We start from the raw sequence: 15,269 nt of genomic DNA on the forward strand, positions 1-15,269 counted from the left end.
ACAACAACATTCTAACTGAGGGTTTTGAATATGGCTCCCCTTATTTTTGGAAGACTATCAATTTACACAATTATACGGACTCAACTAATTCCGCAAGAGCATTCATCTGATATTGTATAGTTATTGTATAGATTCAAATGCCATACTCAATAAATGCCGAATAATATCCGTTTTTGTTTGTATTGGCACTAACACTAGTCAAGAATCTCAGAAAGGAATGGTCTGAATGCACAGCTACGATATTAATTGGCGGAAAATAGGGGTCATGTTCCTGATTTTTTGTTTTGCCTTCACGGGTATGGGGGTAAACTTAGGAACTCCGGTCAGTTATGCAGCGGAAGAAGGCGTCTACGTCTCCAGGAGTGGCGATGATATCTCAGGTGATGGAACCCGAAATAATCCTTTTGCTACATTACAGAAAGCCTATCTAGTGGTAAATAACGAGGGAACGATATATCTCCTGGACGATATCACATTGACGGGTGGTGGTGACGTAGTTGTTGCAATAAATGTTGCCAAGCATGTTACGATTTCTACTGCCCCTGATATCGAAAAAACCGCGGTGATTAAGCGTGGCGATACAAGCGGGAAAGTACTATTTCAACTTGAAAATAATAGCCAGGTAACATTAAGAAATATTATCATTGACGGCAATGCTGAACGAGGGTCGCTCGATGGAAGATTATTTAATGTCTACTCTGGTTCAACACTTACCCTTGATGAAGGTGCTATTTTACAAAACAGCTACTCCTGGCATTTAGGAAGTGCGATATATGTCACTAGCACCACCGTCACCGATTCTACTGTAGAAATGAAAGGCGGAGAAATTAGCGGCAATAAGCGCCGCGATACATCAGGTGCGGGTAAGGCGGTCTATGTTGGTTCTAGAGCAAAATTTATTATGACCGGTGGCCTCGTTACGAACAATACTGACGGAGGAGTTCAGTCCAAATCCGATGGTCAAATCCTTCTTTCAGGCGATGCAGTTATCGCGGGGAATACGTATCGAGATTCGGAGCGAAATGTTTATTTGGAAGGCAATAATTTTCTTTACCTAAACGGCAATTTTACCGGGGAAGCGGGGATCACCGCGTATGATCGGATGACTGTGGGGCGTCAGTTTGGACAAGCATCCGGGGGAAGTTGGACGGGACTGGAAAATCTGACTGCCGACAACTATCCAAATCTTTTTGCTATTTATGGTGAGAGTAATGCTTTGGTATGGCAATTGCCACCGACTGTGGAGATCACGACACCTGCTGGTAGTACGGTCTATGTAGCACAACCTGTGTTCGAAGGAACGACGGATGCGGGTGCGGACGTTACGGTTGAAATCAAAGACAAAGCCGGCAATATCGTGGGTACGCCAACGGTTACGGTCAATCCGGACGGTACATGGAGCTTCACGCCAGACAGCGATCTGGCAGATGGGGAGTACACAGTAGAAGTAACCGCTACATGGCATGGTAAATCCACTAAGGAAACGAAAGATATAACCGTAGATGCGACACCGCCATCTTTAGAGTTCACGGCCCCTACAGGTGATAAGGTCTACGTAGCACAACCTGTATTCGAAGGAACAACGGATGCGGGTGCGGACGTTACGGTTGAAATCAAAGACAAGGACGGCAATATCGTTGGTACGCCAACGGTTACGGTTAATCCAGACGGCACATGGAGCTTCACGTCAGAAGACGCCCTGGCAGATGGAGCGTACACAGTAGAAGTAACCGCTACGAAGGATGGTAAAATCAATAAGGAAACGAAGAATATAATCGTAGATACGACACCGCCATCTTTAGAGATCACGGCCCCTACAGGTGATACGATCTACGTTGCACGACCTACATTTGAAGGAACAACGGATGTGGGTGTAGACGTCACCGTTGAAATCAAAGACAAAGCTGGCAATATCGTTGGTACGCCAACGGTTACGGTCAGTCCAGACGGTACATGGAGCTTCACACCAGACAGCGACTTGGCAGATGGAGAGTACACAGTAGTAGTAACCGCAACAAAGGGTGGCATATCTACTGCTACGGAAACGAAAACAATAACAGTAGACACTAGCAAACCAACAGCCACCATCGACCAGCCAAGTGGTCAAGTCTTTGTAGCACGACCTGAGATATCTGGAACAGCGACCCCGGATTCGCAAGTCACGATTACTTACACAGACAAATCCGGCAACTTAGTAGCAGAAACAATTGACGTAGGAAGCGATGGCCTGTGGAGTCACAAGCCAGCAACAGATTTAGCAGAAGGTGACACAGAGATCACCGTGATTGTAGAAAAGAATGGGAAGACATCTACTCCAGTCACGAAGACGGTGTCTATAGATACAGAAAAAGTGGATAAAACTGCTTTACAAGCCTTAGTCACTGACACTGCTCAACAGATTGATGCTGGAACCCTAAGAGCAGAAGACTACACTTCTGAAAGCTGGAGAGAATTGCAGGATAAGTTGACCGTTGCTCGAAATGTGTTAAATGATGATCAGGCAACACGAACCCAGGTAGACCAAGCGTTCAAAGATTTAGCTCAAGCACTTAACAACCTGGAATCTATCCAGGCACCAGCAACGGGAGCACCTGTGGTAGACTCTGTTCAAGTTAATGATGCTGAACCAAACAAGCTGGTTCTCACTTTTGACAGAGACATCACTTTAACGGACGCTAATGGATTTAGTATTATTGGTTCCTATGGCACTATTTCTGTGACGGATTATGTTTACCATGGAGCTACACTCACACTTACCTTAAATTCTACTGTTGAACCAGGTCAACTGCTAACGATTTCCTATGAGCAAGAGAATGGAAGCATTGTCGCAGCGGATGGTGGTCAAGCTTTAGCTAGCTTTACCCGCAGAATTGTAGATAACCGAGTACAAGCTCCACAACCACCAACAGGAAAGTTGAATGCTCTTGGCTTAACGTATACTGATGGTACTGAAATTACGACAAATCCAGGTTTTACTCCTGACAATTTAGGTATATATGCAGTCACTGTTTCCAATGGAACCAGACAAATAAGCATAGACCCTGAAGCAGAAGCAGGAACAAGCCTGAAAGTATTCCATAACGGAGTGGAAGTCGCCGTTAGTGATTGGTCCGCCCTGCCACTTCAAGTAGGCAGGAACACGATTGAACTAAAGGTATATGATCTAACTGGGAAAATATTAAAAAACACCTACACCATTGAAATTACCCGCCAAAGTGCTTCACGTGGCGGTGGTGGTGGCGGCAACAGCGGTGGCGGCGGTACACCACCAGCCGGAGAAGAGTCAGGGGAACAACCAGGTATCATCAGTACAGATAACGGCAATAAGGAGCCCTTTGCTACTGGTGAAAAATCCGATCAAGGTACAACCGTGAACATTGATTCAGGCAAACTACAAGATATCCTTGGTGATGGACAAGCTCACCAACTTGGTATCGAGGTTAATGAAGCGGGAGACGTAAACATTCAGGGCTTAACTGCCGAAGACCTGCGTCAATTACGGGAGACAGGCTCAACCTTGGAAATTAGCACATCTTTAGCTCGTTATCCGGTACCTCAAGATCAATTGAATCTGGAGGCACTTGCCCAGCACTTCGGCAACACAGTCTTAGAAGAGATTGAAGTACAGATTACGATTCGACCTGCTAACGCCGCCTTGGTACAAGAAGTACAAAGAACGGCAGCTAGAGGAAACTATGAATTACTTACTGACCCTGTTCAAGTAAACTTAACCTTTAGCCATGATGGCAGGACAACAGAGATCGATCACCTGAATGGCTATGCGGCGAAGTATATCGCTCTACCAGCAGGTCTCGATCCGAATCGCATTACAACGGGGATTATTACCTATCCGGATGGAACCGTCTTCCATGTGCCTACTGTAGTAGTCACTAGAGACGGTCAATACTTTGCCAAAATCAATGACCTCTTAAGCCATGGCACTTACTCGGTTATTTGGAATCCAAAGAGCTTCTCTGATGTAGAAAATCATTGGGTTCAAGCAGCAGCTAACAACATGGGCGCAAGACTTGTCATTGAAGGCACAGGGAATAATCGGTTTGAACCCAATCGGGAAGTAACACGTGCTGAATTTGCGACCTTTATCGCTCGTGGATTAGGTTTAATGCATCAGGATGTGGAACAAAATATCTTTAAAGATGTGCAAACTGGTAAGTGGTATCATGATCCAATCGTTATCGCTAGCCAATTCGGCATTGTCTTAGGCTATGACGAAGGGACTTTCCGTGGAGAGCAGCAAATTACCCGTGAACAGGGTATTGCCATGATTGCTCGTGCCTACCGCTTAATTAAACCGCAACAAACGCAAAGCCAAGCAGAGGTAGACAGTATATTGGCTAAACATGCTGATAGCAAAAACATTTCCTCCTGGGCTCAAGCAGATGTGGCGATGATGGTCTCCCTAGGAATTGTGTACGGAGACAGCCAGCTGCACTTGAACCCTCAGGCTGAGATGACTCGTGCGGAAGCAGCGGCCTTGATTCAGCGCATTCTGCAACAGACAGGTTTAATCGACTAACATCAAAAGAAAAGCCCAAAACACCCGGATATACTCCCCTCTAGGTAGACAGCTGAAGAATCTGTTTACCCTAGAGGAGAGTATTTTTTTTGCCCAAAAGGAGACTTCCGCTCGTACCTTGCGTAACGTAATCTTTTATAATGAAGGTGCCGATAAACAGTTAACGCTAACGAAGGAGTTCCATAGAGTGGTGTAGTGCAAGAGTTAATTTCTCGTGATACAATGTAACATAGGAATCAAGGATAGAGGATATGATCCGGGCAAATTTATGCGAATATTCAATCTAAATGGGGGAGTAAAGCGTGGATACCAAAGCAGCGGATATGGCAGCGAACGAGATGCCCGAAGGAACGCAGGTTTTGTATGGCGAGTTTGCGGAAGCGGGAGCCTATTATTCTTGTACATATCGTCCTGACGTTATCTATGCGACATATGGAGATGTGGAAAGAAGACTGCAAATTATCATGCCGCAGCGAGAGAACTATAAATTCCCGCTTGTCGTCTTCATACAAGGTTCCGCTTGGAAGAAGCAGGATATCTATGCTGCGATTCCAAATCTCTCTCATATTGCGGCGAAGGGATATGTGATAGCCAGCGTTGAAATCAGGGACACCGAAATAGCACGATTCCCGGCTGCTGTTGAAGATGTGAAATGCGCGATCAGATTTATGCGCAAGCATGCGGATGAATACGGGATCGATCCGAAACGTGTAGCAGTATGGGGAAATTCATCAGGCGGACATCTTTCATTAATGACGGGGCTTACCATCGGCGAGTACGATAACGGACTTTATAGCGAACAGTCGGATGAAGTGAGTGCAGTGGTCGATTATTACGGAGTCTCGGATCTGCTTACGCTAGGAAAGTATAATGATATTCTAGATCATGATGCGGCCGATTCCCCTGAAGGCTTGTTTATTGGAGGAAGGGTAAAGGACCATATAGAATTGGCGAAGAAGGCAAGCCCTATCCATCAGGATTTGGATAAAGAGCTCCCGCCGTTTCTCATCATACATGGAGACAGCGATCAAATTGTTCACGTCAATCAGAGTATAGAGATGTATAAGGCGCTTAGGGAACATGGACAGAGGGTTCTGTTTTATAAAGTAGCGGGCGCTGATCATGGGACAGGGGTTTGGAATCCGCAGGTTCTGGATATTACTGCCAAGTTTTTGGCCAGCTATTTGAAACGTCCGTATACGGACTAAGCACAAACAGTGTGTAGTGCATCATATGGACACAGAATAAACGGGAAGTATGGAGGAAAGCAGATATGCGCAGGTTACTGACAGGTATGGGGCTGGCGTTGATTTTGATAAGCTTGTTCTCTGCTGTATACGCAGCAAACGCGGATACAATTACGATCGAATATCCCAATGGAAATAGAACTGCCTTAATGAATGGAGACTACATGATGAATGGGGGGACGGTTTACATAAAGCCCAACCCAATGCTTGGCCTTCTTCCATTCGCGGTGCCGGGCAAAGGGATATGGTGGATCGGAGATGAGAAGAAATTAGTCTTTGCCTTTATGGATACAGATGATTACATGAAGGAGAGATTTAGCATAAAAGTAGGGGAACATAAATTCATGGATAACGGCAACGAGTATGAACTGCGGCAGGAAGCTGTCCTGCAAGACGGACGTGTTTATTTACCGGTCAGAGCGATTGCAGAGGCATATGGATATTCCGTCCACTACGCAAACAATAACGGAACGATTGTCATCTCGATTCAAGGCGAGATTTCGAGTACGCACTAATATCACGTATTCAATTTATATACAAATCTCACCATTGAACGATGCCGGCATTGTTTACCAATACATCAAGTTGCGCATGTTCCCGTTCGATGTGACTGATTGCTTGCACCATCGAGTTCTCATTCGATACGTCCAATTGGATAAAGCGGACATCTCCATCAGCTTTAAGCTCTGCAGCTGCCCTAGCTCCATTCGCTTCATCGCGACTTCCTAAATATACAATCATGCCTAATTTTGCAAGCCCCCGAACAACCTCAAAACCAATTGACTTATTAGCTCCACTGACAAGAGCAACTCGCTGATCCATGAACTCAATCCCTCCACCTGTATGATATCCATCACATGTTGCATTTCTATATGTCTGCATCATAATGGTCAAAAAATAAAAACCTTAAACCCAGGGCTGGATAATAAGGTTATCGAATATATATGTGATTTTTGCACTCATGGTACTGTAGCCATTATTACAAAATGGGGTAAATGGGGGATTCGAAGAATCAATAGAGCACATTGCGGATATGATTTCAATGTTAAACAAGAACGCGCTTAGAACTTATCCCTTGGATGGCACTGTTTTTTCGGAGTAATAGAGGGGTATCCCACACCGAATGTGTGCCCGCTGAATAACGGAAGGAGGACAATTCATGGACAAACCCACAGCCAAAACGGCCATATTGCTCGGGGCTACTGGCCTAGTCGGGCAGGAGTTGCTGAAGATGCTTCTAAGCTCGGAGGACTATGGCGAAGTTCTGGCCATTGTCAGAAGGCGTCTCCCGGAGCGGGAGAAGCTAAAGCAATTGGTTGTAGACGACTGGGATGCGCTCGAGGAGCATGCCGAATGGTTTGAAGGTGCAACCGATGTATTTTGCTGCCTGGGGACGACAATGAAGAAGGCAGGAACGCAAGTAAACTTCCGCAAGGTGGACTATGACTACCCCTTCATGTCCGCCCGGTTGGCCAAAGCAACGGGAGCCGAACGCTTCATCATCATTACGGCGATGGGGGCGAATGCAGGTTCGAGAGTGTTCTACAACCGTGTGAAAGGGGAGTTGGAGGCGGCGATTCGGGAGCTGCGTCTTCCCTCGGTGGCGATCCTGCGTCCCTCGCTCCTTCTCGGGAAGCGTGACGAGTTTCGATTCGGCGAGCAAGCTGCGGCATGGCTGAGCAAGCTGATGCCTTTTAAGGCTGCCCTTATGAAATACAAGCCTATCCCTGCCAGTACAGTAGCAGCTGTGATGCTTCGAGTGGCCCAGATGTATTTGCCGGGAACGCATGTGTTTGACAACGAGCAATTGCATCGGATGGGGGAGAAGCACGATGAATCGAAGTTGCCTGGAACAGACGCAGGTTAATAGATTGTAAATCTAGATTTTTTTTAATGAAAAATCTCCTCAGATGGTATACACTATTTCTATTGCGCCCTGAGATGCAACTGTCGTGTGTCGGAATATCTCTGGTTCCTTCTTCGCGATTATTAAAAAATTCAAATGATAGAAAGGCGATCATGAAATTGAATCCATCATCTAAGAGTAAACGATTACAGCTGGCGTTTTTGTTGGGAGTACTTTCGCTTTTAGGTCCATTCACCATAGACACGTACTTGCCTGCTTTTCCAACGATTGTTACAGATTATCATACGACCGCTTCTTTGGTGCAAATCAGCCTGACAACTTGTCTATTAGGTCTGGGAATCGGTCAATTAGTCATAGGGCCGATGAGTGATGTGCAAGGTCGTCGCAAGCCGTTGTTGATTTTTCTCAGCTTGTATTTCCTCTCCTCGTTAACCTGCGCAATTGCGCCCAATATATATGTATTGATCGTGTCCAGATTTATACAAGGATTCGCGGCTGCAGGGGGCCTCGTTATATCCAGGGCGATTGTTCGCGATATATATAGCGGAAGGGAACTGACCAAGTTTTTTGCTTTATTGATGCTAGTAGGAAATCTCGGACCGATTGTCGCCCCGATTATGGGTGGCGCCATTCTGGCTTTTGCCGATTGGAAGGTGGTTTTCCTCGTTCTGACCGGCATAGGCATTCTATTGACACTGCTTGTGTCTATGAAGCTTGAGGAAACCTTGCCTGTGGAGAAGCGTATCCCTAGCGATATTTTGCAAGTGGTCAAGAATTTCGGAACTTTGTTGAAGGACAGAGATTTTACAGGCTATGCTCTTGCGCAAGGATTCACGGTAGGCGGCATTTTCGCGTATGTGTCGGGGATCTCGTTCGTTTATCAAAATATTTATGGCGTATCGCCTCAGGTATTCAGTCTGCTGTTTGGCGTCAATGGGTTGGGTCTGATTCTAGGGACGCAGCTGGTGGGCCGCTACTCGGAGCTTGCCTCGGAGAAAACTTATTTGAAGCTGGGCTTGCTTCTTGCGAATGTTTCTTCCGTTGTCCTGCTCATCGCTCTTCTAGTGAAAGCGCCGCTGTTGGCTGTCGCCATTCCGATATTCTTCTTCGTATCGTCCATTAGTATTATCGGCACATCTTCGTTTTCCTTGGCGATGGAAACGAAGGGACATATGGCCGGAAGTGCCTCGGCGTTGCTCGGCGTCCTGCCTTTCTTGCTAGGTTCGTTGGCAGCACCGCTAGTGGGCATTGCAGGTGAATATACAGCTATTCCTATGGGGGTTGTCATTTTTGCGGCGAGCTTCTTGGCCTTCTTGTCCTATTATGTGCTCGTTCGACGAAAGTCAACAGCTCCAGTTCAGGACAATCAAGCATCGATTCATGAAACTCACTGAATGACGCGACCGGTCCGACATGCCGACAACGGGATGATGGGCTGAATAGAAGAGTCTGGCTAGGAACATGCATCTCGGAAGAGGTGCATGTTTTTTTTGCGGTGATTCCTTTCACGATATCTCACCAAATTACCCGGGACTCTTCTACTTGTCCGCCGCTTCATGGGGCGGCCGATGCGAGCGGCTAATTGTACCCTCCGCGGGCCGTTGTTCCTTGACTCGCTTCAATGCGGCGACAATCAGAAAGCTGACAATGACGAGCAGAAGCCAGGAGCTGATCTTGCTGACATGGACAAGACGCCAGGTGTCCGATTGATTCGGGTATTCCCACGCGCTGAAGAAGGTAGCGACGTTCTCCGCAATCCAAATGAAGAAGCCGATCAGGACGAAGGAGAGCGCGAGCGGCATTCGGTAGCGCTGACGACCGACCTCGTAGGTTACCCATGTTCGCCAAAAAACGAGCAGCACCAAGGCTGACAACCACCAGCGGATGTCGATCCAGTAATGGTGGGTGAAGAAGTTCAGGTAGATGGAAGCAGCCAGCGGGGCGACCAGCCACAGTGAAGGCCAATGAACCAGGTGAACCTTCATGCGGCGCCAGGCTTGACATAAGTAGCTCGCCACGCTGGCATACATAAATCCGCTGTAGAGGGGGACGCCGCCCACCTTCGTCCAGCCCTCTTCCGGGTACGACCAGGACCCCATACGCACCTTGAACAGCTCCAGAGCCAAGCCGATCAGGTGGAAGACGGTGATGACCTTCAGCTCGTCGCGTGTTTCAAGCCCGGAGCGCAGCATCCATACCTGCATGGCCAGACAGATAATCAGCAGCCAGTCGTATCGGGGCAGCCAGGGAAGGGGAATGAGCTGTGTCAGCGCCAGTGAGGCGAAGATGGCTACAGGAAATACACAGGATAATGCCTGCTGCCAGCCGAAGCGCGCCAGCTGCTGAACGGCGTGTCCTAATCGTCTGTGCATCAATCCTTCCCCCTTGTTAGCAAGTGTCCAATGCTGCTCATGGAGGCCCGCTTGATTACTGCCCTTCATTGTCTTCATCACGAATGAACTCCAGGATATCCCCGGGCTGACAATCCAAAGCCTTGCAGATGGCTTCTAATGTGGAGAAGCGAATTGCTTTCGCTTTTCCGTTTTTCAAGATGGAGAGATTGGCCATTGTGATCCCGACCCTCTCCGAAAGCTCTGTCACGCTCATCTTCCTCTTGGCCAACATCACATCGATATGGATCATAATCGCCATAGGCTCACCTCATACTGTCAAATCAAGTTCGGATTTGATTTCGATAGCATTGTTCAACAGCTTCTCAAGAACAGCGGCAAAGACGGCAACCACCATACAGCCAAAAATGACGACCATGCCGATCACGACCATACCGGGGGCGTCGTCTGCCTCAGCCATGAGAAAAATAAGCGGCATGAATAGGATATAAGCGGCACTGATAGCGATAGCGCACTGTTTGATACGCCTCAATGCCTTAACGGATAACTCGGAAAACGCCTGGTTCTTGTCGATATAGGTTAGCAGCTTAAAAGTCTGGTAAAGGGCAACGAAGAATAAAACCGCTGTGGCATACAACCCGATTAGAAACGGATACCGAAAAAAATCGAGGACCGGCGTTAAACCTGCGAAATATTCCGTGAACCCGGGCAGCACAAACAGACACAAAGCAAGGACAGGCAGCCCCATCAGAAGAACCGTTATCTTCAAGAAAAGTGTTTCTCGCTTCATCGCATAAGCACCTCGCTCGTTTGCATTTTATTCGAATTTTAGCATGTAATTTATCGAAAAACAATATATAATAATTGATAAATAATAAATTATTATTGAATTACACATACGAGTCCGACGATTTGGAGCAGATAAAGAATGGGCTAGTTGCAGCAGACGAAGGGTATGTCCGAAGCGAATTTGGTGCAGGCCGATGTCTGCTGTGCAGCATATCTTGACAGCAGGTTAGGCTAAGGGAATGGTGACAAGATGGGGGAAGCGACTAGGGAGGGGAGCAGGTTCGTCTATCAAGCTACGAAAACGAGGGAGGGCCAAGCAGCTTGATCGGCCCGCTGCCCCTTGAACGCAAAAAGCCGGTTGTCATGCGCTCAGAGGCAGCGAAGGTTTAGAACAAGCGCCCGCTGGCGAGGCATGCGGGCAATCGGGATGACAGGGACTGTTTCACATGCTTACTCTACTTTGGTCCATTCTGATGTGCCAAATTTCTCTATGGCGTCGGGAATTGAAAGGGTATGCGCGTCGATGGAAATATCGAACACATGACTGGTATCATCCTCGCGCGTATTTTTATAGCCAGGGACCTCAACGGTCCATTTCTCATACTGGAGCTTCATACGCGAATGGCTGCTGAACGCATACGTTCCCGAAAACTCATTGTAACTGTCTTTCGCCTCATATGTTCCTCTAGTGAAGGTGCCGTTTTGAAAAAACTCGAAATATGAATTCGGGTTGTTGGCTGCCTGCCATCTGCCGATAATAAGCGTGCTCGGCTCTTGGGCTTCAGGTTCATTCGGCGTTGGTTGTACGTTGTCGGGTTCCGGAGATGACACCGGAGACGGTTCATCTGCAGGCTGCGTAGAGCTGGGTTGGGCAGGCATAGCATCTGTCGTTGTCGACGGAGATGCTTCCAATGGCGTCTGTTGGACTGCGTTGTGCGCGTCATTGGGGGTGCCAGGTGATGCCGTAGTTCCGGGCTTGCTGTTCGTTGTGAATACGTCGCGCTTGTCCAAAACGAGATAAGCGACTGCCCCTATAAAGAGCACCGCGAATACCGTTAGCGTAATAGCAAACATTTTCAAAAGTTTCATCTTTAGAACACCGCCTGTTGTAAATGAGAAAACAGATTAAATGTTATCATGATTGTGCCTGTTGTACAATAGATCTTAGAGCCACTGCGTAAGCTCCTGAATATGGGACATTTGCTGTTGGGTGCCGTTCGTTAGGTACATAATACAAGGAACCGGGATGCCGGTAATATAGACGTCATCATGGCGAATTATTGAACGCTTGGCGCGAGTCGCAGGAATGTGCGGACGAGTTGTAGAATATATCGAAAAAAAACTGAGTGTTATTAATAGGCGTATCCGGTTACGCCCAGTCGCAGGAGGAGAGCCGAATGAAGTCAATCACTGTCAAAAGCCTGGCGAAAGCATTCCAACTGGAGGTGCTTGCCGGAGAGAGCAGAATGGATCGCGTCATTACGCGTCCAAGGACGCACAGGCCGGGACTGGAATTTGTCGGATACTTTGATTTTTTCCCGATGGAGCGGGTGCAGGTGCTCGGCCGGAAGGAGATTACCTATTTGTTGACGCTTACGGTAGAGGAGCGCAAGCTGCATATCGGCAACATTGTCAAATACCATCCGCCCTGCTTTATTGTGACGTCAGGTCAGCAGGAGATCCCTTATTTGACGCTGTTCTGCGATCAGGAAGGCATTCCGCTGCTGCGGACACAAGAGACGACAACGGAATTTATCGCCAAGCTGGACGGGTATCTGGTGAAGGCGCTGGCCCCGGAGATCGCGATTCACGGCGTATGCGTGAATGTCTCCGGCATAGGCGTCCTGCTCAGGGGCAAATCCGGGATCGGCAAGAGCGAGACGGCGCATACGCTGATCAGAAGAGGCCATCGCTTTGTGGCGGACGATATCGTCGTACTCAAGAAGCTGGGCCCGACGACGCTTCTCGGCACGCACAATGAGACTACACGCGAGTTCCTGGCCCTGCGCAGCGTGGGATTGATCAATGTCGTACGCCAATATGGACGCAGCGCCTTTCAGGACGAAACGCGCATTGTGCTAGATATCGAGCTGTCCCCGTGGCAGGGCGATTCTCTGAACAATGAGCTGGAGGTAGTGCCCCAGTTCACGGAGTATCTCGGCGTTCAAATCCCGCATATCGAAATTCAGCTCCAGCCGGGGCGGGATGTATGCGGGCTGATCGAGGCGGCAGCGAATAATTGGTATCTCAAGCAGCTTGGCTACAGCGCTGCGGAAGAGTTCATGGAGCGGATCGAGAACGAGATGCAGCATGATCCGGCAGCGGATTCCAAATAGAAAGGAAGCCATCTTCATTGAATAGCGGAATAGCGATTACGTTGTCGGTGCTGGCACTGGCATCGATTTTATTTATATCCGGCCGAGTACGCGCGGACTTGGTCGCGCTAGGCGCTTTGATTGCGCTGATGCTGTTTGGCATCTTGACGCCCGGAGAGGCGTTGTCCGGGTTTTCCAACACCGTGGTCATTATGATGGCGGGGCTATTCGTTGTGGGAGGGGGCATCTTTCAGACCGGACTGGCCAAGCTGATCAGCCGCAAGCTGCTGCTGCTGGCAGGTTCATCTGAAACGCGGCTGCTCATCGTCATTATGCTGGCGACTGGCATGATGGGAGCGTTCATCAGCAATACGGGAACGATTGCAGTCATGATGCCCATCGTGGTCAGTATGGCTATGAGCGCCGGCGTGAACCCGGCACGGCTGCTGATGCCGCTTGCCTTCGCCAGCAGCATGGGCGGCGCGTTAACCTTAATCGGGACGCCGCCCAACCTCGTTATTCAGGATGTATTGAGAGGCGGGGGGCATGAAGGATTAGGCTTCTTCTCCTTCACACCGATTGGCCTTGTCGGTCTGGCCACCGGCATCGTCTGTATGCTGTTCCTCCGCAGATGGCTGCCAAGCCAAGAGGATGGACGCGATGCGCAGACACAAGCGCGATCCACGAAAGCCATCGCAGCGCAATATCAGCTGGCGCAAAACCTGTATCGCGTGCGCGTGGATGCGCAATCGCCGATTCGTTCGAAGAAGCTGGGTGAGCTGGCGCTCTCCGGGCGATACCGGGTCAATATTATTGAAGTCCGGCGCAGGATGTCGGTGAAAAATCAGTTTTTCAAGACAATACCGCAAGAAGTCGCGACCTCGGAGACCGAGCTGCAGGAAGGGGACATCCTGTATGTGCATGGCGCATTCGCTGATGTTCAGGCCTTCGCAGATGCGTATATGCTTCCTCTGCTCGATCATCATGCTGCGGAGACTGCATTCACATCGGGCGATATTGGAATTGCGGAGGTGCTGTTGACGCCTTCCTCCAGTTTGGTAGGGAAGCTAGTCGCAGAATCCGGATTTCGTGAGAAGTATCGCTTGAACATCCTCGGCATTCGGCGTAAGGACGAGGTGATCCTGCACCATCTGAAGGATGAGCGCATGCGTTATGGGGATGCGATGCTTGTGCAGGGCACATGGGAGGACATCGCCCTGCTGGCGGAAGAAACCGATGTGGTCGTGGTCGGACAACCTGCCGAGGAAGCGCGGAAGGTGACGCTGGATCATAAGGCGCCCATCGCAGCGGGAATTATGTTGCTGATGATCGGGCTGTTGATCGTGGACATCATTCCAGCAGTAGCTTCGGTCATGATTTGTGCCGTATTGATGGTGGTGTTCGGCTGCCTGCGCAGCATGGAGGATGCTTACAAGACAATGAACTGGGAGAGCATTGTGCTGATTGCCGGCATGATCCCGGTTTCCATCGCCATTGAGAAGACCGGAGCTGCGGAGCTGCTATCCACTGGACTGGTCGGCATGCTGGGAAGCTTCGGACCGCTTGTGATGCTGGCGGGCATTTATATGCTGACTTCGCTGCTGACGCTCTTCATCAGCAATACAGCTTGTGCGGTGCTGGTCGCGCCGATTGCGCTGGCATCGGCGGCGCAGCTTGGGGTCAGTCCCTATGCGTTCTTGTTCGCAGTCGCAGTTGGAGCGAGCATGTGCTTCGCTGTTCCTTTTTCCACGCCGCCCAATGCGCTGGTCATGTCTGCAGGACGCTATGTATTCATGGATTACATTAAGGTAGGCCTGCCGCTGCAGATCATAATGGGAGTTGTGATGATCGCGGTGCTTCCTCTGTTCTTCCCTTTTTAGGAGGAACCAAGGGCTGGCGGACAAAGAGGCGGCTTTTCCAGGGACAGTTTCGTGTCCATTCGAAAGAGGAGCTTGCTGAAATCATGCATGGGTCGCCTAACTTGCAGGGGGTGGCTGTCTGCTCACTGTACCTTTACTGGACATGGATGACCGCTAAAGGGCAGATGAGGCGTTGATTGGCATTATAACGGATACGGATGACCGTTAGCGCAGAATGGACAAGTCAAATCAACGCTTTTTGGCCTCTAATGGACATCGGCGGCCGTTAGAAAATCGAAAGAAC

General features: G+C 49.0%; 12 protein-coding genes. 7 read left to right on the plus strand and 5 right to left on the minus strand.

What is annotated here, in order from left to right; genetic code table 11:
* Window positions 1-226: 226 nt before the first annotated feature.
* The 3 genes from XYCOK13_RS19795 (at window position 227) to XYCOK13_RS19805 (ending at window position 6,299) form a co-directional block, all read left to right on the plus strand.
* Window positions 227-4,537 carry an Ig-like domain-containing protein gene (locus tag XYCOK13_RS19795; protein WP_213413978.1) on the plus strand — a complete coding sequence of 1,437 codons (4,311 nt, stop codon included), beginning with the start codon at window positions 227-229 and terminating at the stop codon, window positions 4,535-4,537.
* A 302-nt stretch (window positions 4,538-4,839) separates the two neighbouring features.
* Window positions 4,840-5,745 (plus strand): alpha/beta hydrolase, encoded by a 906-nt coding sequence (locus XYCOK13_RS19800; RefSeq protein ID WP_213413979.1) that lies wholly within the window; start codon window positions 4,840-4,842, stop codon window positions 5,743-5,745.
* 65 nt (window positions 5,746-5,810) lie between these two features.
* A complete protein-coding gene (locus XYCOK13_RS19805; protein WP_213413980.1) occupies window positions 5,811-6,299 on the plus strand; it encodes a stalk domain-containing protein in 489 nt (162 codons plus the stop codon).
* A 28-nt stretch (window positions 6,300-6,327) separates the two neighbouring features.
* On the opposite strand, the gene XYCOK13_RS19810 is transcribed toward XYCOK13_RS19805, so the two are convergent.
* The gene (locus XYCOK13_RS19810) at window positions 6,328-6,606 is read right to left on the minus strand and encodes an SDR family NAD(P)-dependent oxidoreductase (RefSeq protein ID WP_213413981.1); all 279 of its coding nucleotides are present in this window, start codon (window positions 6,604-6,606) and stop codon (window positions 6,328-6,330) included.
* A 337-nt stretch (window positions 6,607-6,943) separates the two neighbouring features.
* Here XYCOK13_RS19810 and XYCOK13_RS19815 point away from each other — a divergent pair, with 337 nt between their 5' ends.
* Both XYCOK13_RS19815 and XYCOK13_RS19820 read left to right on the plus strand, forming a co-directional pair.
* Window positions 6,944-7,651 (plus strand): oxidoreductase, encoded by a 708-nt coding sequence (locus tag XYCOK13_RS19815; RefSeq protein ID WP_213413982.1) that lies wholly within the window; start codon window positions 6,944-6,946, stop codon window positions 7,649-7,651.
* Window positions 7,652-7,803: 152 nt separating this feature from the next.
* Window positions 7,804-9,045, plus strand: coding sequence for a Bcr/CflA family multidrug efflux MFS transporter (locus XYCOK13_RS19820; RefSeq protein WP_213413983.1), 1,242 nt, complete (start codon window positions 7,804-7,806; stop codon window positions 9,043-9,045).
* Between the two features lie 144 nt (window positions 9,046-9,189).
* On the opposite strand, the gene XYCOK13_RS19825 is transcribed toward XYCOK13_RS19820, so the two are convergent.
* The 4 genes from XYCOK13_RS19825 to XYCOK13_RS19840 all read right to left on the minus strand — a co-directional run bounded on the left by XYCOK13_RS19825 (window position 9,190) and on the right by XYCOK13_RS19840 (window position 11,880).
* Window positions 9,190-10,023 (minus strand): DUF817 domain-containing protein, encoded by an 834-nt coding sequence (locus tag XYCOK13_RS19825; protein WP_213413984.1) that lies wholly within the window; start codon window positions 10,021-10,023, stop codon window positions 9,190-9,192.
* Window positions 10,024-10,078: 55 nt separating this feature from the next.
* Window positions 10,079-10,303 carry a helix-turn-helix domain-containing protein gene (locus tag XYCOK13_RS19830; protein ID WP_213413985.1) on the minus strand — a complete coding sequence of 75 codons (225 nt, stop codon included), beginning with the start codon at window positions 10,301-10,303 and terminating at the stop codon, window positions 10,079-10,081.
* A gap of 9 nt (window positions 10,304-10,312) precedes the next feature.
* A complete protein-coding gene (locus tag XYCOK13_RS19835; RefSeq protein ID WP_213413986.1) occupies window positions 10,313-10,792 on the minus strand; it encodes a DUF2975 domain-containing protein in 480 nt (159 codons plus the stop codon).
* Between the two features lie 449 nt (window positions 10,793-11,241).
* Window positions 11,242-11,880 carry a hypothetical protein gene (locus XYCOK13_RS19840; protein ID WP_213413987.1) on the minus strand — a complete coding sequence of 213 codons (639 nt, stop codon included), beginning with the start codon at window positions 11,878-11,880 and terminating at the stop codon, window positions 11,242-11,244.
* Between the two features lie 308 nt (window positions 11,881-12,188).
* Here XYCOK13_RS19840 and hprK point away from each other — a divergent pair, with 308 nt between their 5' ends.
* Together hprK and XYCOK13_RS19850 are read left to right on the plus strand one after the other, a co-directional pair.
* Window positions 12,189-13,127: an HPr(Ser) kinase/phosphatase gene (hprK, locus tag XYCOK13_RS19845; protein ID WP_213413988.1), complete on the plus strand. Its 939-nt coding sequence runs from the start codon at window positions 12,189-12,191 to the stop codon at window positions 13,125-13,127.
* A gap of 17 nt (window positions 13,128-13,144) precedes the next feature.
* Window positions 13,145-14,986 (plus strand): SLC13 family permease, encoded by a 1,842-nt coding sequence (locus XYCOK13_RS19850; RefSeq protein WP_213413989.1) that lies wholly within the window; start codon window positions 13,145-13,147, stop codon window positions 14,984-14,986.
* Window positions 14,987-15,269: the final 283 nt, after the last annotated feature.

This window comes from Xylanibacillus composti (assembly GCF_018403685.1).
In the GTDB taxonomy this organism is placed as follows: Bacteria; Bacillota; Bacilli; order Paenibacillales; family K13; genus Xylanibacillus; species Xylanibacillus composti.

Excerpts from the sequence above, each read along its gene's own strand:
- XYCOK13_RS19795 (WP_213413978.1), top strand. The coding sequence starts at position 227 with ATGCACAGCTACGATATTAATTGGCGGAAAATAGGGGTCATGTTCCTG.
- XYCOK13_RS19805 (WP_213413980.1), top strand. The coding sequence starts at position 5,811 with ATGCGCAGGTTACTGACAGGTATGGGGCTGGCGTTGATTTTGATAAGC.
- XYCOK13_RS19810 (WP_213413981.1), bottom strand. The coding sequence starts at position 6,606 with ATGGATCAGCGAGTTGCTCTTGTCAGTGGAGCTAATAAGTCAATTGGT.
- XYCOK13_RS19815 (WP_213413982.1), top strand. The coding sequence starts at position 6,944 with ATGGACAAACCCACAGCCAAAACGGCCATATTGCTCGGGGCTACTGGC.
- XYCOK13_RS19820 (WP_213413983.1), top strand. The coding sequence starts at position 7,804 with ATGAAATTGAATCCATCATCTAAGAGTAAACGATTACAGCTGGCGTTT.
- XYCOK13_RS19825 (WP_213413984.1), bottom strand. The coding sequence starts at position 10,023 with ATGCACAGACGATTAGGACACGCCGTTCAGCAGCTGGCGCGCTTCGGC.
- XYCOK13_RS19830 (WP_213413985.1), bottom strand. The coding sequence starts at position 10,303 with ATGGCGATTATGATCCATATCGATGTGATGTTGGCCAAGAGGAAGATG.
- XYCOK13_RS19835 (WP_213413986.1), bottom strand. The coding sequence starts at position 10,792 with ATGAAGCGAGAAACACTTTTCTTGAAGATAACGGTTCTTCTGATGGGG.
- XYCOK13_RS19840 (WP_213413987.1), bottom strand. The coding sequence starts at position 11,880 with ATGAAACTTTTGAAAATGTTTGCTATTACGCTAACGGTATTCGCGGTG.
- hprK (WP_213413988.1), top strand. The coding sequence starts at position 12,189 with ATGAAGTCAATCACTGTCAAAAGCCTGGCGAAAGCATTCCAACTGGAG.